Annotated in this window: 17 protein-coding genes and 1 riboswitch; of the genes, 3 read left to right on the top strand and 14 right to left on the bottom strand. The window is 41.1% G+C overall.

The annotated features are described in order from the left end of the window. Nucleotides 1-25 precede the first annotated feature (25 nt). From BUB11_RS01900 to scfA, 11 genes are all read right to left on the bottom strand, one after another. The gene (locus BUB11_RS01900) at nucleotides 26-922 is read right to left on the bottom strand and encodes a biotin/lipoyl-binding protein (protein ID WP_073027424.1); all 897 of its coding nucleotides are present in this window, start codon (nucleotides 920-922) and stop codon (nucleotides 26-28) included. A 452-nt stretch (nucleotides 923-1,374) separates the two neighbouring features. Further along, the gene (locus BUB11_RS01895) at nucleotides 1,375-3,486 is read right to left on the bottom strand and encodes a RiPP maturation radical SAM C-methyltransferase (protein WP_073027422.1); all 2,112 of its coding nucleotides are present in this window, start codon (nucleotides 3,484-3,486) and stop codon (nucleotides 1,375-1,377) included. 5 nt (nucleotides 3,487-3,491) lie between these two features. Next, nucleotides 3,492-4,928 (bottom strand): radical SAM family RiPP maturation amino acid epimerase, encoded by a 1,437-nt coding sequence (locus tag BUB11_RS01890; RefSeq protein WP_073027421.1) that lies wholly within the window; start codon nucleotides 4,926-4,928, stop codon nucleotides 3,492-3,494. 154 nt (nucleotides 4,929-5,082) lie between these two features. Further along, complete coding sequence (locus BUB11_RS01885; protein WP_073027419.1) at nucleotides 5,083-5,307, bottom strand: Nif11-like leader peptide family natural product precursor; 225 nt, start codon at nucleotides 5,305-5,307, stop codon at nucleotides 5,083-5,085. Nucleotides 5,308-5,602: 295 nt separating this feature from the next. Beyond that, nucleotides 5,603-5,872 carry a hypothetical protein gene (locus tag BUB11_RS01880; RefSeq protein WP_143159020.1) on the bottom strand — a complete coding sequence of 90 codons (270 nt, stop codon included), beginning with the start codon at nucleotides 5,870-5,872 and terminating at the stop codon, nucleotides 5,603-5,605. Nucleotides 5,873-5,930: 58 nt separating this feature from the next. Continuing rightward, nucleotides 5,931-6,464, bottom strand: a complete 534-nt coding sequence (locus tag BUB11_RS01875; RefSeq protein WP_207650019.1) for an RNA polymerase sigma factor — start codon at nucleotides 6,462-6,464, stop codon at nucleotides 5,931-5,933. Between the two features lie 440 nt (nucleotides 6,465-6,904). Next, nucleotides 6,905-8,053 (bottom strand): S1C family serine protease, encoded by a 1,149-nt coding sequence (locus tag BUB11_RS01870; protein ID WP_073027415.1) that lies wholly within the window; start codon nucleotides 8,051-8,053, stop codon nucleotides 6,905-6,907. A gap of 19 nt (nucleotides 8,054-8,072) precedes the next feature. After that, on the bottom strand, nucleotides 8,073-8,882 hold the full coding sequence (locus BUB11_RS01865; protein ID WP_073028171.1) for an MBL fold metallo-hydrolase: 810 nt from the start codon (nucleotides 8,880-8,882) through the stop codon (nucleotides 8,073-8,075). A gap of 217 nt (nucleotides 8,883-9,099) precedes the next feature. Beyond that, nucleotides 9,100-9,768, bottom strand: a complete 669-nt coding sequence (locus tag BUB11_RS01860) for a tetratricopeptide repeat protein (protein WP_073027413.1) — start codon at nucleotides 9,766-9,768, stop codon at nucleotides 9,100-9,102. 136 nt (nucleotides 9,769-9,904) lie between these two features. Next, nucleotides 9,905-11,365, bottom strand: a complete 1,461-nt coding sequence (scfB, locus tag BUB11_RS01855; protein WP_084110124.1) for a thioether cross-link-forming SCIFF peptide maturase — start codon at nucleotides 11,363-11,365, stop codon at nucleotides 9,905-9,907. 121 nt (nucleotides 11,366-11,486) lie between these two features. Then, nucleotides 11,487-11,627 carry a six-cysteine ranthipeptide SCIFF gene (gene scfA / locus BUB11_RS01850; protein ID WP_073027411.1) on the bottom strand — a complete coding sequence of 47 codons (141 nt, stop codon included), beginning with the start codon at nucleotides 11,625-11,627 and terminating at the stop codon, nucleotides 11,487-11,489. A 252-nt stretch (nucleotides 11,628-11,879) separates the two neighbouring features. After that, nucleotides 11,880-12,045, top strand: a riboswitch (M-box (ykoK) riboswitch). Nucleotides 12,046-12,241: 196 nt separating this feature from the next. Between scfA and BUB11_RS01845 the strand changes: the two genes are divergently transcribed. Together BUB11_RS01845 and BUB11_RS01840 are read left to right on the top strand one after the other, a co-directional pair. Continuing rightward, the gene (locus BUB11_RS01845; RefSeq protein WP_073027410.1) at nucleotides 12,242-13,540 is read left to right on the top strand and encodes a magnesium transporter; all 1,299 of its coding nucleotides are present in this window, start codon (nucleotides 12,242-12,244) and stop codon (nucleotides 13,538-13,540) included. Next, on the top strand, nucleotides 13,537-14,799 hold the full coding sequence (locus tag BUB11_RS01840; RefSeq protein WP_073027408.1) for an Nramp family divalent metal transporter: 1,263 nt from the start codon (nucleotides 13,537-13,539) through the stop codon (nucleotides 14,797-14,799). The genes BUB11_RS01845 and BUB11_RS01840 overlap by 4 nt, the downstream gene beginning before the upstream one ends. 35 nt (nucleotides 14,800-14,834) lie before the next feature. Here BUB11_RS01840 and BUB11_RS01835 read toward each other — a convergent pair whose 3' ends face one another. Next, a complete protein-coding gene (locus BUB11_RS01835; protein ID WP_073027406.1) occupies nucleotides 14,835-15,014 on the bottom strand; it encodes an aspartyl-phosphate phosphatase Spo0E family protein in 180 nt (59 codons plus the stop codon). A gap of 565 nt (nucleotides 15,015-15,579) precedes the next feature. Between BUB11_RS01835 and BUB11_RS01830 the strand changes: the two genes are divergently transcribed. Next, entirely contained in the window at nucleotides 15,580-16,275 is a 696-nt protein-coding gene (locus tag BUB11_RS01830; protein WP_073027404.1) for a DUF421 domain-containing protein, read from the top strand. Nucleotides 16,276-16,425: 150 nt separating this feature from the next. Here BUB11_RS01830 and BUB11_RS01825 read toward each other — a convergent pair whose 3' ends face one another. Together BUB11_RS01825 and BUB11_RS01820 are read right to left on the bottom strand one after the other, a co-directional pair. Next, on the bottom strand, nucleotides 16,426-16,965 hold the full coding sequence (locus BUB11_RS01825) for a DUF2284 domain-containing protein (protein ID WP_073027402.1): 540 nt from the start codon (nucleotides 16,963-16,965) through the stop codon (nucleotides 16,426-16,428). A gap of 438 nt (nucleotides 16,966-17,403) precedes the next feature. Then, nucleotides 17,404-18,579: an SAM-dependent methyltransferase gene (locus BUB11_RS01820; RefSeq protein WP_073027400.1), complete on the bottom strand. Its 1,176-nt coding sequence runs from the start codon at nucleotides 18,577-18,579 to the stop codon at nucleotides 17,404-17,406. Nucleotides 18,580-19,364 lie beyond the last annotated feature (785 nt).

Raw genomic sequence — 19,364 nt, 5'->3', positions numbered from 1 at the left:
TTCTATGTATGGCTTCCTGACGAGTTTAGAAAATCAGCTCATATGGTTTTATCTTTTTAGTCACGATTAAAAGATTGCAATTCGTTCCGATGCTTAAGCTAATCCCCTCGCCCTTTTGATTGGACCATTTAATTTTGTCGGCCGAATCTGGATCGGGGGTAAGAGTAATTCGAACCTCCACACAACTCCCCTCCGGCAAAACTCCAACCGCATACTGTTCACTTCCCAAGGCTGACAGGACGTTGGCTTCTGTCACGGGATATGTCCCGATGCTAGTTATATACCCATACATATAGCCATATTCCTCGCGAGGGGCAAATGAAGGGGATGCCTGAACTTCCATGCCCTCTCTTAACTTCTTAGCAGTGGAAGAAGGTACATAGGTAATAATTTGCTTGTCGTTAGCAAATTTTTCTTGTTTTACAATACTGGCTAGGGCTTGATTAGAGGAAGCTGTTTCATGCACTCCCATAACATTAAGTACAATCCCCGAAACAGGTGCTACTATAAGAGATTTTCTTTCGTATTCTGACCTAAGGGCATTGATTTTTGAGATATCAAGATTTGCCTGAGTACCTAAATTATTAATCTCTTGAATTAAGTCTTCCTGCGGTACAACTGCTATAATTTGACCCGCCTGCACAAAATCTCCGACCTTTACTCGGACATCACTGATACGCCCTCCCGTTTCAGGAATCAATGCAGTTACCCCATTTTGTGGGAAAACAACTCCTTTTACTTGAACACTATCAGGTATACTGCCGAATACAGACCAAAACCCCACAGCGATAAGCAGGGCCATACAGCCTAGCAGCACAACCCACACTCCAGGATTCGTTATTTTTATATATTCATTTAATTGTTCAGGCGAAGATATACGATCAAGGGCTGTCTTACGAAAAATGCTATTGCTATTTTCCATCCTATTACCTCCCACATGTGCACTTTTTCTCTTAAAGCTTTATAATTAATTCATTTCTTTTAAACTAAATCATTAATTAAAGCATTTTTTAGAGAAAGCCGCAATGAAAAGAGCTTAACCCTTCGGATAAAGTTCTTATTTCAACACAAACTCTTCTTTTATGATAAATAAATGCCTAATTAATACTATAAATTGACTTTTTCAGATTACGGTCATTATATTATTATCACTATTATTATGTCAATAAAGTAGTTTTAGAGATTAAGAGAGTAATTTAAGAATTTATGAAGCGACTTTAAATAAGAAATGGTTACCGTCTATATCATAGCGGTAGCCATTCTTTTGTATATTATGTGCGTACAATATAGCCACCACTCTAAATTACTACTTTTCCATACCTTTATGTATTAAACTGCGGACACCAAACCAGTTTGTAATAGCATTAAGCATTGTCAGCAATCTAACGGCAGGTAGCGCCTGTCAAGCAATCCTTTGTCGGCCACGTCCTTTATATGAGATTTCATAAATTCAATAGGCTGTCCGAGCATTGATTTTGGTTCACCGCTGATATACCCCCATGGAAACTCCTCTCTGGGAATGTATTCGAGATATGGCTCTTCAACTGCTAAGGCCAACAATCTCTGATCAATACGAAGCAACAGCTTATTATCCAAAAGATTCTGGATCGCAGTATCGACATCTGAACTACTGAACCCTTTGTCCCGGAATATCTCGCGCACCTGTGTCTCTTTCCCTGCTTGATCGCAGGCCAGATACAACTCACGCTGTATACCGTCAAGGCAGAAACAAGGGGCAACAGCAATAGGCCGAGTATCACGCACCATAATTTCCTTATCGCTTACTTTCATGCTTAGTACTGGCGGGTTCTGACTAATAAAGGCCACACACCACTGAAAAACAGCCCTTCCAAGGTTTCGCACCCCGGGACGGTCAAACAAAATAGCCATTCTCGGGTCGTTTATAGTGGAAGCGTAAAACTCATCTTCAAATGAATAGGAAAGGTCGCTAATTGCATTTGGACTTAATGGATAAATAAGGGCGTGTAAAGGTATAGAAGTAAATTTTAAGGAATAATCAGCCGACTGGCCGAAGTAGTGACTATTCCTTTGGTACTCGACACTGAAAACCCCCGCTGGGGGATATAAATGTGTCAGGAGAGGAACTAATTCAGCCATCTCTTGGTACCAGTCATCCCGATCGTCAGGAAAGTCTTTGAGAATCGCCCAAATAGTGCGCATGCCAAACTGGCGGCACCATTTCAGGGTCTGGATGTTTTGCCAGGCCGTTACCCCTTTACTCAAGGTTTTTAATGCTTCACTGTGAAGGCTTTCTATTCCGGGCTGACACCAAACTATTCCGGCTTGACGCATCATTTCGCATTGCTTCTTCGACATATTCGAACGAATTTCATAGAATAGTTTGTAAGGAGCACCGCGACTGATAAGCTCGGGAATCAAATCGTTAAAACATCTCATGTCCAGGATGTTATCAAGAAACTCGAAGTGTTCCACCCCATAACGGCGGCTGAGCTCTTCCAACTCGGCCAGTACACTCTCGACTGGACGCGACCGGTAGGGGATCAGCGGGGCGTTAAGTCCACAAAATTTGCACTTCCCATGCCAACAACCCCGGGAGGCTTGGATTGGCAAGCTGGGACGGACAATTCTGCCTAGTGTTGGCAAAGATCTGAGCGTTTCGAAGTAGTCCTGATAGACTGGAGTTATCTGATGATCAAAGGAAGTGGCCACGGCCCTGGGTAGACCCACATTGCCATTTTGCTTAGCACTCTGGTATCCAAACTGCCGATGCAGTGGAGCAAATACACCCTCGGGCAAAGCTTCGAGAGGAACCTGGCGACCGTATTCAAATATCCGTTTAGCAAGGGGCAATATAAGATCTTCGCCCTCTCCTGAGACAACAAAATCGACCCACGGGAAATGCTGGTGAGTCGCGCGTCCCATGACTGTTTCACAGTCTGCCCCACCCATCATGGTGATAACATCGGGGTTAATTTCTCGTATCTTCCTGAGTAAGGCTAAGGATGGCACCCGCTGAGACAAACTTGAGGTACAGCCAACGATACGCGGATTAAGTTTGAGTATCTGTTCTGCCAGGCGGGCAGTAAATCTTTCTGCTATTTGACGAATGAAACGCAACTCGTCCTTGCATTCTTCCAAACTCTGCTGTCGTACTTCACCGAGTCTGGCGTGGATTTCACTGACAAAACGATTTTCATCAGGCCGGAACTCTGGAAAGGCAGTTGGAGAAAATGACCATTCGGCTAGTGGGAGGCGAGGATCTCGATGGTGATTTCGTTCATACAATTCCACGCCAATCTCCTCGCAGAAGAGGAGATTGGCGTATATGCTCCTGGCCTCGATTCCCCCTTCTATTAACACGGCCTGTAGCAACCCTAAGGCTAATGAAGGTTTCTCTGGATCACAATAGGGCATGCATACCAAGCAAACGTCCGCTGGCAATTGGGACAACTCAAAGTTTTCTCCGGCCAAATTGTTAATTGGATTGCTTACCAAACAAGCCATACTTTTTACCTCCTCGCAAGTCCTTCTTCGCTCAAACCATCATCCAGCAAACCCTGGTCAAAAAGCTTCTGAATAGAAGCCATTATCGCCAGAGCATCCTTATGCTGAACCACAAGCTCTTCAATCACCTGCCAGAAGGTCAAATTCCTGTGAGAAATTAACTGTCCAAGCTGGCTCAGATGGGGGGATCCCGTCATCTTATGCAACTGGTATTTACTTAGAAGTTGGAATCCCTCCTCCGGCAGGGGAATAAACTCCAGGTCACGGCGAAAGGCTAAGATATCGTCCGACGCAACCTGCTCAGGCATGCATTTATCCATAGTTTCGCGGATAAAATCGTCTAGTTCAGCAGCGCAGGAAAAGTTGCCTTCGGCGTAAACTTGATAGCCTAACGGCCAGCAATTTGAAGGAGGACAGGGACTTATCAACCGCACCGAACGATCCACCATGTTTACCAGGTAACCGGTGAGACAGGCGATGGTATGATCCTGAGCTGACTCCAATTGAGGATTATCAGAAGCAGCCTTGCGATTACGACCGGATTGAGCCCTTAAACTAACCGATGAAGCTGAGTGCTGCATGGCCAACACCGTTAAAGCCAACTCCTCTGCAGAAAAAGTCTCATGAATACGATGCAGGGTATTAGTCGAGAGAATGGAAAAACTATCTCTAGCCATGATATGTTCTCGTCGAAATCGCAACATTTCGCGTGTCCATTCAAGATTGCGCATAGGGGCTGCAATAGTTGTATGAGGATAAACACCTGTGGTTTTGCCAAAATCAGCCACAAACCTAAAATAATCAGGATTATCACTGGGCTCAGTGGCCCAATAACATACCCCGCTGCCAACAGTAGTGCCGAGGTGTTCTACCGCTGCGTTCAGGACATCTTGCCATAGCCGGGCATTCTCCTTGGTATACATAAACACTTCTTGCAGCGGTTCAGCTGCAACACCGCAGAAAGGACAGCCCATCGAACAGCCCTTACTCAATTCGAACGCTATTGTCGTATGTATAATAGCTTTGTTTGTCTCTTCACTCAATTGACTGTGACAACGATTTATCTGACGTTGTCGCCAAGTATTAAAAAGATTACTGGGCGTCTTTTCGTAACATTGTCGCCAAGTTATCCGGTATTGGTCAATAGCATCGGTATATCGCCGCCACAACAGCGCCTGTGGCTTACCTTCTAATTCCGCAACAGGGACTTCCTTCAACAAGAGCATATCCGGTACAAGTGCCGCTGCCTGCACCGGATCAACACCAAATATCCCCTTTGATTGTAACAGGGGGGCACATCCGGCGGCGTTCTCATGAATAGCCTCATAGAATTCAGGGTCCCCAACAGCGCATTCCATAAATCGCTTGATATGTGGGATCAACCTTTTTTCATCGATGTTAGTTTGATTGTTAAAATCCCCACATAAATGCAACTCATCCATATCAGTATCTCCTCAATATTTCCTTGTTCATCATGATAATGACCCGGGGCCTGATGCCAACCGGGTCATATACCAAACTAAACGTTGGCATTATTTAGGTTGCTTAATTTACCCTTAGCTTGGCGTTTTGCAAGATACTCCAAAATTAAAAATTCTACCAGGCCACTAAAATGCCACCATTGCCGCCAGCTACCTTATCCAGCTGTTCTTCAGATAACTCACCCTTTTTGGCGTCGACGTCTGCAACCGTAAAAGTATAGCCCTTGGAGTTAGCGTAGGCTACGATTTTCCCCATATCACTACCCATGTTCTTTATTTCTTTTTGCATTTCCTGATTATCACGAAGGTCTGTGCTGAATCTTTGGATTTCTGTACTCATTTTATTTCTCTCCTTTATTTGTTAGATTTTTTCTAAACTTTGACCCGCCAAGCCCCACATCAGTGAGACTTCAGAATATACTCCCCCTTTCACGTATTTTTCCATATTACTCTTTTAAGTTGAGTTGCCATTTTTAACGACTCAACAACATGGATGGCTTCATTTGTTGTTATCTTGTTTATAAGGGCTTAACTTCCTGTAATTAATTCGTTACCGTCGTTATTAAGCTTAAAAACATATATCTAACTATTTATACAAATAACAACAAATGGTATCACACAGTTTTTTGACCATTTCAATCTTTTTTCTCGTATTCAACCGACATTAGGTCCAAATTAACCCCAGCCGCAACCATATCCAATTCATCATCTTCCAATTCATCATACACATGGGAACTTGGAACTGCTTTTTCTAATATCTTTTTCGCTCGATCCTGGCCCTTTTGAGCATAATCTGCTTTTGCCAGCAACTGTGCGAGGAGTAACAATTCTTTGTACTCTTCATCACCATCCTGACATTCAGATGAAACGATAATTTCTCCAGAAATGATTTTTTCTATATCCAAATTAAATAACTCCAAGGAATTTTTCCCTATCATTACTACACCTCGAATCATATTCGGTTTAATAGACAACCCCTTGTTCTTTTAGAATATCCCTTAATTTTTTTAACGATCGGTACAAAATTGTTCCGACATTACTCTCCGTTAAACGCATCATCCGGGCTATCTGCCGATTTGTCAAGCAGGCACCAAATTTAAAGGCAATAATATTTCTCTGGTGCTCTTCAAGATACATAATTGCCTTGAGGAGAAGTTCTTTTAATTCCCGGTCAATAATCAGATCTTCAAGCTGGGACTTATATTCTACTTTTTCCAAGTTAATAGGTTCAGTTTTGCTACCATTCCGTTTGTGGTAATTAATTATAGTATTGCTGGCTATGGTAAACAGCCATGTGCTGAACATACCTTTTTCTGAGTTATATGTATGGTACTTTACCAATACTTTCTCAAACACTTCACTGACGAGATCTTCAGCTACGTTAGGGTCACCTACCCGATAAACAGTGTATTTATAAAGCTTGGAATAGTATTTAATATATACTTCGGAAAACGCCTCGGATCGCGCTGAACTTACAGTGATATTGTCGGCAATCAATTTACCCCTCACCATCCCTCTTTAAAGCAATCCTATTATTCCTTTCAAAATTACTGCCGAAGTCCTTGTATTCAGGCATCAAGAAATAAGGCTCCAAATCGTATTCTTGAGCCTTTTCTTTTTAGTTTGCTCTATAAATTTTGCCAAATCCGGAGTCAATGCAGGTTCCGGATCTTTAAGAAATGTTAGGCAGACAGCAGTAAATACACTTCTTTGTCTAACAGCGTCAAATATCGCTCTTTTCTTTCATTACTCCTTAGTAGTGATTTTTATGATATATCTTTCGCCATTTTATTACAATGTACTAAAGTACAGCCTCAATTAATAAAACTTTCTCTTCCAGGTTGCACAGGCCTAATAACAGTAGATTTGTACAATCTAAAAAGCCTGTAACTTCAGTTGTTTATCAACCTAAGCTACAGGCTTAAGAAATTATCCCTCTATTGCGACTTTATTTCCGTAAGTACTACAGAAACTTCCACGGTCTTATTATCTCGATAAACTGTGACTGAAACCGTATCACCCGGTTTATACTTCAATAACTGATGGGTTAATTCCAGCGAACTCTTAACTGCTATTCCATTAATCTTAGTCAAGATGTCTCCAGCACGAATTCCTGCCTTTTCAGCCGGGCCGCCAGGAGTAACTTTGGAAATATAAGCACCTTTCGGCCATCCTCGTTGACTGGCATATTCAGGAGTATAACTAGGATCAATTTGAACATTAAGTCCGGGATGACTGGCATATCCCTTCTCAATTAGTTGTTTGATTGTTGGTAAAGCATCTGTAATAGGGATAGCAAAACCCATTCCCTCAAATCCTGGTTCCTGATTCTTAGCCGAATTTATTCCAATCACTTGCCCTTGATAACTCACAAGCGGCCCGCCACTGTTCCCAGGGTTTATGGCAGCATCAGTTTGGATGAGGTTAAAACTTGCTTCTCCCGGAATATTTAAGATTCGATTTGTTGCTGAGACAACACCTGTAGTCACTGAGCGTGCAAATTCTTGTCCGCCAGGATTTCCAATCGCTACCACCGGTTCACCAACTTGAAGTTTTGAAGAATCCCCTATTTGCGCAGCAACTAAGTCTTTTGTATCTGCGATCTGAACCACTGCTAAGTCTGTACGCTCATCGCCGCCTACAAGTTTTGCATCAAGATTGCGGCCATCAGCCATACTTACGATAATCTTTTCTGCTCCAGAGATTACATGGTAGTTAGTGACAATGTAACCATGTTGTGCATCAACGATAAACCCCGAGCCACTGCCTACTTCAGTCGACCCACTTCCTCCAAATAAAGATCCTCGGGATTGAAAATTAGCAATCCCGACAACTGCCGGGCCAGTGGCTTTAGCAATCTGAGTTACTGGAAAATTTGCGCCAGCGTCTGTTGGAATGGTTGGAGTCGTTGGGCCTTCATTCAAACTAACTTGGCTCGTGGGCGTCACTTGTTTATTCCCGTACACGGATGGAACCAGCGCCACGGCGATAATTCCGCCTAATAAGGCACTGACTAAAGCAACAAAAACCGTCGAAAAAAAGCCAGGACCTCTCCGCGAATAATTATTATCCTTATAGTAGTCCATAACTTACCTCCTATTGCTATTATTCCATTAACCTAATCAATTCATGCGGGAAATGCCTTGGAGCAACATCAACAGGGAGCTTTGAATACTCTTTCGATCTTTTCGAGTCTTGAAGAATACGTAAAACAGTAGCCAAAGCGATTTCCGGAGTATTGTTTTCTTGACTTAAATGGGCCAGCACAACTCGTTGGGTGTTTTCCTTAATCCACTCTAAAAGCCCTTCCGCCAACTGTTTATTTTCCAAATGGCCATATTTTCCCCTGATTCGCCTTTTCAGATAGGCCGGATATGGCCCATTCTGTAACCGCTCATCGTCATAATTTGCCTCAACAACAAATGCATCACACCCTTGCAAATGTCGATGCATTTCCTCTGTAATCATGCCGCTGTCCGTGGCAATCCCAACTGCCAAGTCCCTCTTATTCTTCTGCTTGGGTCGTGAGACCTTTAGACCATAACTCTCTCGACTGTCATGTGATGTAGGGTAGAGCAATACATCCATACCTGCGCAAGAAAATGACTCTTGAACCTCAATTCGTTGACCCTCTTCGATCTTCCCTAAGGAATGACTCATAACATTCCAAAGTCCAGCTGTAGCATAGATTGGGATTTTTAATTTTCTGGCTAGAATACCCACTCCACGTATATGATCTACATGTTCATGCGTAACTACAATTCCTTCAATGTCTGAGCAGGAGAGGTGAATCTGGGAGAGGTTATGTAACAGACTCTTTCCACTAATTCCACAATCCACAAGTAAATGCCGATTATTCTCTCCAACAAGAATTGCGTTTCCGGAACTTCCGCTCGCCAAGGTTGTAAAATGCAATATTTGTTCCTCCGTTTTCAGCATATAAATAAACCTTTTTTGGGTGAAGTTCTTCTTAAGCAAAGGTAGTGAACCTATTAGGGGCTAATAGTCACTAATAGAAGAAAAAGATCAGTGACTCCATTCTTATTCATCAATTCCGAGACTCCCACTTCTGCAAGTGGGTGTTCCTTATTCTACGATGTTCAGCTTTAGCTGAACGAGTTCACTGCCGATTTTACTCACCGTTTTTTAAGATAGGATTTGACACTCCGTCCGTTGTCTGATTAGCATTGAGTTGGCTTTGAGCTTGACGAATCAACTCCTCGATAGTCTCTTTCTCTGAACTGTTCTGAGTCAATGGCAGGGCTTTTTGCCACTGATTGATGGCTCCAGCCCAATCCCGCTTTGCTTGAGACAGGAAAATTCCATAGTTAAACAAGGCATTAATGAAATCCGGTTTAATGACTAATGCCTCATTATAACTTTTTTCTGCTAAGTCATAATCCCCGCTATAAAACGCAGAGGTGGCCATATCTACTATGATATTAGGATCTTTATTTGTTTTTAATACTTTTTGGTAAGCCTCGACAGCCTTTTTGAAATTTTCTTGTATCTCAGTAGGAGCAACCGTTTGAGCTGACATTCCTGCATTATAATATTCATTTCCCAGAGCCGTTTGTAACGGAACATTCTCAGGGTCTTTCTTGGCCTGCTCCACCATCGCATCTATGCGCAACTTTTGAGCTTGGTATTCTGCTTTAGCATTAGCTGCACTATAGGCTCCTGTATTAGGTAAAGGGGTATCAGAATCCAAAAAATAACCGATAAAAGCTGAACCAACCATAGCAATACTTACAAGTACAGCAAGAATGCCAGCAAAAATACGTTGTGATTTTTTATTCAAACAGTTCGCCTCCTTGACCATTTAATCCCAAATACCATTGTACCATGTCTTTTTAATCCATCCAACTTTTAATCTTCAATGTGTTCTTATGCCATTTTCCTCTCTGAGAGTAAATATAATGCAGGTGTTTAAACTTTTACATTAAATCTTGTTGGATTTCTTTAACCTTTAGATAAAATGCTACTTCTAAACGCTTTTTCTGAAGCTCACACCCCAAAGTATAAACGTCTGTTAAGCTTTGAGTAAAGGAAACGTTAGCTGCATGGCATCCCCCACTGCAGGCAAAGCGAGCCCAACATTCTCTGCAAAGCGGCTTACTATATACATGAGCTGAACGAAAACTCTTCACCACTTCGTCCTTCAGTTGATGAGGGTTTTCATCGTAAAGCGACCCTAGTTTGTAGGCCTCCTGCCCAACAAACTGGTGACAAGGATAAAGATCTCCCTCCGGAGATATGGCCACGTACTCATGACCAGCGCCGCATCCTGAAAGGCGTTTAATCATGCAAGGTCCCTGATCTAAGGCAATATTAAAGTGGAAGAAATTAAAATCTCTATCTTGAGCACGGCGTAATAATAGCTCCTCACCGAGGCGATCATAGGCTTCATGTATTTTTTCAAGATCTCCCTCTTGAAAAGAGTAAGCATCCTTAGGGCTTGCTACAACAGGCTCCACAGAAATTTGTTTTATCCCTAAATCAGCCATGTGCAAAACATCCCGATCGAAATCCAGATTAAAATGGGTGTACGTGCCCCTAACATAGTAATATGTCCCCAGCGCATAAGGTGAGCTTTCTGGTCGTTTGGCAGCAAACTGTTTGATTAGAGGGGTAACTTTGGCGTAGCTCCCTCGACCATCAGCGTAGGGCCTCATTCGGTCATGGACTTCTGGTCGACCGTCTAAGCTCAAAACCACACTAATTTCCTCTTGCTCAAGAAATTGCTGGATTCTGTCATTCAGTAATACGCCATTAGTAGTCAGCGTGAATTTGATGGTTTTACCATGGTCTTTTCCAGCCTTTCTGCCGTATTCGACTAAGGACTTGATCAACCCAAAATTAAGTAATGGTTCACCGCCGAAGAAATCAACTTCACAGTGATCCCGATGTCCCGACGACTCTAGAACAAAGTCAATCCCCTTCTTACCGGTCTCCACATCCATCATCATTCGACTTCCACCAAAAGCCCCTGTCCCTGCAAAACAATATTCACAGCGTAAATTGCAGTCATGGGCCACGTGGAGGCAGATGGCCTTGACAATTGGCTTTTCCGGGTACATCGGAAGCACGTTCTCCGCCTCTGCGGAAAAAAGTGTACCTTCCTTGCGCAGTTCCTCCAGCTCATCAAGAATCTCAGAAAGTTCTTCCGCAATTACTGTTTTACCTGTTTGCCTAAGGACCTGGCAGATCCCCTCTGTGTTTACAGTTTCCAATATCTCCTGCAACTTCTCAATAGCCTTAATTACATCATAAGCTCCCTCATCAAGGACATGTAAAGAGCCAGAATTGACATCATGTGCGATGAATAAGTCTCCTTGGCGATAACTGTGTACATTCTTTTTAATAGAATACTCCTTGAAATACACTAAATTTAACATTGATATCCAAATCCTCTCTTTTCTGACCCTTGCCAACAGTTACTCTAAACAGAAACAGAACCCAACCCGGTATGCGGGGTGGGTTCTGAGATCCTATGTTTCAAATTAAGCCTGAGGGGCCTTATTTAACACACACTTGGTTACCAACCGTGCACGACGTCTTACAAGCAGATTGACAAGAGGTCTGGCACTTGCCACATCCTCCAGTTTTTGCAGTAGAACTTAAGTTTGCTTTCACAATTGTCTGAATGTGTTTTGCCATTCAAACACCCTCCTCTCGAGACTATCACGTCATTTAATTCATTCTCGATTATAACACAATAATAAGTGGAAAGGCAAAGCCTAACCTTCGTCAAACAGTCTTTTCTTAGTGTATTTTATCTCAAAATATTCTTGAATATATTTGTAAACTAAGTCAAAAGAAAATCCTTTAGAAATAGACCAGAATTTATTAAAGATTTTCATAAAATGTTGACGAATTTGCTAGATTATACATATAATGAAGTGTCACAGAAATAATCTCTGTTAGGTGAGGCTCCTGCATAAACATAGGCCACTGCCCAGAAATGTCGAGAGACGCCAATTGGGTAGAACAGGTATTGCCGACATAAGGTTTTACTTAAGGTGGCTGAGAATACTCTACGCTATGCAGTGCTAAAGCTCAACGAGTAGGGAGGTCAAACGTTTGTTGAAAGACCTTCTATTTTGCCATAGAGGTCTTTTTTATTTTACCCAATATTTTATCTTTTTTAGGTTCAGTAAGGAGGTGGATTTATGGATTCTGGCCCTTATCATTCGTATTATCCAATAATTTATTGCGTACAGAGTCGCTTTGACATTAGGCGCCAGACTCCGTCGCTGAAAGGAGGGAATTAAATGGAGGACTTGAAAGTTCTAGGAGAATTTTACTTCAGTCAATTGCTTAATAAGCCTATTCGAGATGCTAAAGGACGTCGGATTGGTCGATTACTAGACATGGCCATCCGTTGGGACAATGTCTCCCCTCATGTTACAGGGATTCGATATACCAAAGGGGTTCATGATTTAATTCCAGTCAAATTTGTCGCTTCCTTGGATCATGACGGGATGCACCTTAATACCACTTTTAATCCTCTGTTGACATGCCCTTTACACGAGGACGAAACTTTTATTGGCAAATGGCTGTTAGATAAACAAATCATCGACTTAGAAGGCTCAAGATTAGTTCGTGTCAATGACATCTCTTTGTCCTGGGTCTCTCACGAGGATCATAAATATCTCGTTTTAGTTGCAGTAGATATCGGTGTGCGAGGCTTATTTCGCCGATTAGGTGTAGAGTTTTTCTTGAGTCGGATTGAGAATAAATTTGTAGGTTGCCAGTATATTAAACCTTTAGAAAATCGAACGTCTGCCCTTCAACTCACTCGGGAAAAAGAACAACTTCGTCAACTTCATCCTGCAGATATCGCAGACCTTATTGAAGATATGGACTATAAACAACGGGCGACTTTCCTCGATGCTCTTGATTCACAACAAGCCATCGATGCATTGGCTGAGATGGAATTGGATGTCCAGGTTGAAGTGATCACTCAAATGGATGAGGAACGAGCCTCAGATATCTTAGAAGAGATGCCCCCAGATGAAGCTGCAGATATTTTAAGTGAATTGTCTTCAGAAAAATCCGAAGAACTTCTAAGCTTAATGGAATCGGACGATGCCGAAGATGTTCGAGAATTAATGCAATACGAAGAAGACACCGCCGGCTCGCTCATGACCACTGAATATATTGGATTACCGATTTGGATCACTGCTGAACAAGCTATCAACGAATTAAGACGCTTAGCTCCCGAGGCAGAAACAATTTATTATCTATATGTTGTGGATGAACAAGAAACCCTTGAAGGGGTTCTTTCCCTGCGCGAACTTATTATTGCTTCTCCCGAAACTACATTAAGAGACTTAATGCACACAAAAATTGTGAAGATCTCCCCGTATGACGATCACGAAAAGGTTGCCGATATCATCCATAAATATGGTTTACTGGCAGTGCCCGTTGTAAATGCTCAAGATCAAATCTTAGGGATCATCACGGTTGACGATGTATTAGAATTATTAATGCCTGATCGTCCACGAGTGGAAATCTACTCCACCTTGATCGCCCGCCGCCGCCAAGCGAAAGGAGGGCATAGCGAATGAACCTAAAAGCACGTCTTACACTATTCTTTGCCATCATGGGGCCAGGAATAGTCACGGCCTTTGCGGATAATGACGCCGGAGGAATTGCCACTTACGCTGCGGCAGGGGCTAAATATGGCTATTCGCTTATCTTCACTATGCTTATTAGTACGGTACTTCTGGCCATAGCCCAAGAGATCTCAGCCCGTACCGGAGCAGTAACCGGTCGGGGACTATCAGATTTAATTCGGGAAAATTATGGGGTAAAATGGGCATTCTTTGCTATGAGCGTCCTCTTGATTGCTAATTTGGGGACAACTGTTTCTGAGTTTTCCGGGATTGCCACAAGTTTTGAGATTTTTGGAATAAGTAAGTATATCTCAGTACCTGTCATGGCTTTTATCATCTGGTGGCTAGTCATAAAAACAGATTACGCTAAAATGGAGAAAATACTGCTGTTCCTTTGCTTAACCTTTTTTAGTTATGTCATCTCAGGGATTATGGTTAAACCTCCTTGGCCTCAAGTTCTTGTAGAATCCATTACTCCCACCCTCCTCGGCACCCCTGCTTTTTTACTGATGGTGATCGGAGTAATCGGAACCACAATTACCCCTTGGGGGCAATTTTATGTTCAGTCTTCAGTCGTTGATAAAGGAATAACCGCCCTGGATTATCGCTATACGCGCTGGGACGTTCTCATCGGGACCTTCTTTACAGGATTTATTGCTTTCTTTATCATAGTATCCACTGCAGCTACGCTTTTCGCCAACAATATCCCCATAGAGACTGCTAAAGATGTCGCCCTCGCGCTAAAACCGTTAGCTGGGGAATATGCCAGTTTACTGTTTGGTTTTGGATTACTTGGTGCATCTATGTTGGCTGCCTTTGTACTTCCACTAAGCACCGCATATGCTGTTTGTGAAGCGTTCGGCTTTGAACATGGGATCAGTAAATCCCATAAAGAAGCTCCCGTGTTCTTTAGTCTTTATACTGTCCTTATCGTCTTAGGGGCAGCAATTGTCTTATGGCCCGGATTATCCTTGTACCACGTCATGTTAACAACCCAAGTCGTCAATGGAGTACTATTGCCTCCTATACTCATCTTTATGGTTCTGATAGCCAGTAAGAAAAGTATTATGGGCGAGTACGTTAATTCTAAATTTTTCAATGTCATCTCTTGGACATTTACTTTTATCTTAGTATTTCTCACCCTGCTTTTGCTTATATCAACCTTATTTCCTGAATTTATTACTAGTGTTTTCAAAGTCTTGGGTTTTTAGATCCGAGAAGATTGCTATTCGTCATTCTCACCCTTTCAAGACGCAATATGACGTGTTTCAGTAATTGAATAATATTTATTGATTAAATTATCCAGTCTTTGGCTCATTTCGATAATACTAGGATCAGTAAGGCTTCGATGTTTTGCTGAAGCATTTAAATTTACTCGTGCATCTTCAATTAAGTGAATCAAGAATTCAATATCTTCTAATATCATAACTAACACCTCCTTCCTTACGATTTGACTGCATTACCATATATTATTAAGCAAAAGCTCTTAACGAAAGGCCTGTAATTTAATTACAGGGCTTTTGTTTTATGGTTCAAAAGAAGAGATAATTCCTTTACTATAGGTCTTTATGACATTTCAAGTCTACTTACGATTTGGGCCTTACCTGTATTTTTGGCTTTATACATTTCCATATCTGCATTTTCAATAAATATATGGCGATTACTCTCAGTTAAGGCAAGCAATCAGATACTCCCCGTTATGCAAACTTTATCATAGTGGTTATTTGTCATAAAGTCACTTCGTCGGGCAGCGAGTGTTTGCTCACCATATCTCTGAAAACATTATTACACATAATCAGTAAAAAACGTGTCATAAATAGTCGAGATGACTTAAATGACCCTATCTTTCTGTCGTTAATACCCATATTTTCCCTCTTATTGTAATAAAAGTTTAGGGTGATATGTCAAATCCCTGATGGTTGTTAATAAAATGTATATTCCTTGGAATAACGCTTAATCTAGCAGGAGAGACAAACGAAGGAGTGTATTTTATGGGTTTAGGACAGTTAGCATTAGAACTAATTTTAGGCTTTTTTAGTTTATTACTTTTTACTAGATTAATTGGCAAAACTCAAATCACACAGCTTACTGCATTTGACTTTATCTCGGCTCTAATTATGGGCGAGCTTCTCGGTAACGCAATCTATGATGATGACACCGGCGTTGTTGAAATTTTGTTTGCTATTTCTGTTTGGGGTCTCCTAATTTTCGCTATACAACTTGTGGGTCAAAAATCCATTACATTAAGAAAGCTTTTAGAGGGTGAACCTTCCTTAGTCATTCAAAAAGGAGTCCTTAATCGCCAAGCGCTTAAGAAAAACCGTATGAACATCAATGAACTTCAATCTTTATTAAGGGATAAGGATGTTTTTTCCGTTCGAGAAGTTGAATATGGTGTACTCGAAGCAAACGGGTCTTTAACCATTTTACGAAAACCCGAATTCGATGCCCCAACACTTAAAGATCTTAATATTACTGGAAGCCCTAAATCCCTGCCTATGCTTCTTGTAAGTGATGGGATAATTCTCAATCAAGACTTGGTGAAAATAGGCAAAGATGAATCTTGGCTCAAAACCGAACTGGAGAAACAAGGTTATTTTGAAATCAATAATATTTTTTGTGCTGAATGGAGGGAGGAGGATGGTTTATTTGTCATCGAAAAAGATCAAATAATTAATGACTGTTAACTGTTCACTATAAAAAATCCTTACCGTGGATTGAATCGGTATTCGAGCGCTCTATGTTCCAATTTAAGATCCTTAGGCTAAACAAAAATGTCTCACGCTTTTCATTCAGCTGAAAACCGTGAGACGTTTGAGATTAATGGCTTTTTACTTCTAAAAAAACACCATACTAAAATAAGTTATTGAATTAGCTCCATTGTTATATTTGATATTGCATAGAGGTGCTTGTTCAATAACCATAATCCCGAAACTCTCTGTCGCAGGAAACATACGATTCGGATATCTGCATAGTTTCTCTGGATAAGTACATTTAGGGCATAAGTTACATCCTTCAGTAGATAGAATTAGGGCCTCTCTAAATTCATCTCGAAAAATTCGAGCTACTTGCTCGGTAATTAATTCATGAACTAGACGCGTTTCTCTCCATTCGACCGTATCATACTTCTTCTTAAGTTTGGCTAATGAGGTAAACATGAAAGCATTTTCAAAATCTGTACATCTGTTTTTACACTCTTCGACACTTCCAACAGCAGGGGGACATGCCCAAGAAGTCCCATACATTCCACAGACATTTTTTTCACATAAGCCTCTTACCTCATCTGAAAAGATTACTGTATTGGATTTCATAAAAGCATATTCGTGAATGTTTAGATTAGCTTTTTCTTGAGAAATTATTTCTTTAATTTTGGACATTCGCACCCTCGTTTCATTAATAGACTATCGATAGCAGCTACGTTATATTTACCAAATAATTCCTTTCATTCCATTTCCCTAGTAATTCCTTTCATTCCAGATTACAAATCACTTTCATTTGCTTAGATACAAGATATCAAAAATGAAACGAGTAGTATATAGATTATCTCAAACTTTGAAACTTCGCTTGCAGAATTGAACTCATTCAAATTAACCTAATCACTTAACGGGTAAAGCGCTTAAACCCTTCTATTCTGAAATCTAGAAGCCTAGCGAATTCGTGCTATTAAACGAGTATTCAGTAGATGATAGTTTTATGAACAACACAACAGAAACACCAAAATCAGTTGATTATGGTGTTTCTGTTGTGTACCTTTTTTTATCAAATGAGAACGGTGACACATATGGAAATAAACTCTTAGAGACTAAGATGACTATTTAAGAATACATATTTATTCGGGTCAGGGGCCAATTATTATTAACCCCCTTCGTAAACAGGAATTGATGAAGATCGATATTACCCGAATGGAAAGAAGCGGCACATGAGTTTAGATAAAGCCGCCACATCCGAATAAAAGTTTCATCTTTGATCTTCATGGCTAATGTGAGGGAACCCTCAAAATTCTTGATCCAGTGTTCCAAGGTTCGAGTATAGTGTTCGCGAAGGCTCTCTAGGTCAATGAGATAGAATCCGTTGGCGGCCATTAGCCAAACTAGTTCTTGCACTGCAGGAATATATCCGCCAGGAAAAATGTACTTATTGAACCAGCTATTAATTGCCAATTCTTTATATCCTGTAATACAGTGTAAGAGCGATACTCCATTTTCATTCAATAGGGAGCTTACAGCTGAAAAATAACTATTAAGGTGCGCCTTACCTACATGCTCAATCATCCCTACACTTACCACCCGGTCAAAAGTTCTGCCCTCTAATTCCCGGTAGTCGATGAGCTGAACCTCAACCATATCTTGTAATCCCTCGTTTTCAATTCTTTCAACGGTCTTGTAGTATTGTTCAGAACTAAGAGTGATTCCGAGAGCTTTGGACTGATAATCTTTTGCTGCAGCAATAATAAGCTCTCCCCACCCGCAGCCTATATCGAGTAAGGTTTGACCAGGCTGTAAATTCAATTTGCGCAGAATGTGCGCTACTTTGTTACGTTGAGCCTGAAGCAAACTATCTTCTGGAGACTTAAAATACGCGCAGGAATAAGTCATAGTTTCGTCAAGCCATAATCTGTAGAAATCGTTTCCAATGTCATAGTGAAATTGAATATTCTCTTTGCTTTCTCGAATACTGTTCGAGAAAATTTCAAACAACTTTTTATAACCTTTTTTCTGATGGAGAAAGCTGCTCCGATTCTTATAGAGGGACTCAATGACCTTTTGGACACTTCCCACAATATCAATCTTCTTCAGCATATACCCTTCGCCAAAGGCCATATAAGGATCAGTAAAAACTTCTAATTTAGCAATTGGCTCGTTGAAATTAATTCGAAACTGAGGGATCCCCTCTCCATAAATAACAACTTCACCATCCCAAAATTTCACTTCACAAGGATCGACAAAAAGGTTTTTAATTACATACCGGTAAAATAATTTGTCAACATCCATTTTCCCGCCTCCATAATGGCCTACCAGTTCCTCTTAAGAGATAGTCCATAATATGCATAGCTTGGCCTATGTGGAACAATATGAATATGCTGACTCCTATTATTTGCTTTCATTTTGGTATATCCCTTACTTATGTCCCTATCTAAATATATGCAAACAATCTGTCGAGATGACAGGCGGGACAAAAGATCGGTTTTAACCCGATCTTTTCATTTAGAAGCGTCCTTTTACCCAGTTGCAAGGGCCCTCATAGAGTAGCCGGGATGCTTGTACCCCCACATAAATTGCAGATCCTAAAGCAAGCTTATAGGCTATCTTACTGGTACAGTAATGTCAGGAACTCTGGGTGTGGTTACTTTATCAAGTCTATTATTATTTAGTAAATAACATGCAGTTCTAAAAGGAAGCCTTGCGGATGCAGGCATGTGGACTATGCTATACGGTATATTGGGTACTTTAGGTGCTACCAAAGTAAACCTAGTAACACCTCAAACAGTTTTGGCGGAGTTTATAGAGCATACAATATATAGGGCTAAAGCGCTGAAATTTATAATACCTTATCCTGAGGTTGGCCTCAGCGCTTTATTTTTTCTAAAAAAGGTCTGGTTGTCGTCAAAAAGAGCTTTCAAAAAAATAATAACACCGCAATCCCTTGCGATGTCTATGTTTTCGTATGGAGCGGACGACGAGATTCGAACTCGCGATCCTCGGCTTGGGAATTCGATGTCGTTAGTCTTATCTAGTCCTAGGTATTAGTGTTTAAGCCTATCTAGTTGATTATCCGT

It is taken from the genome of Desulfosporosinus lacus DSM 15449 (genome assembly GCF_900129935.1).
GTDB classification, from domain to species: domain Bacteria; phylum Bacillota; class Desulfitobacteriia; order Desulfitobacteriales; family Desulfitobacteriaceae; genus Desulfosporosinus; species Desulfosporosinus lacus.
This window is presented reverse-complemented; position numbering and strand designations above follow the sequence as displayed.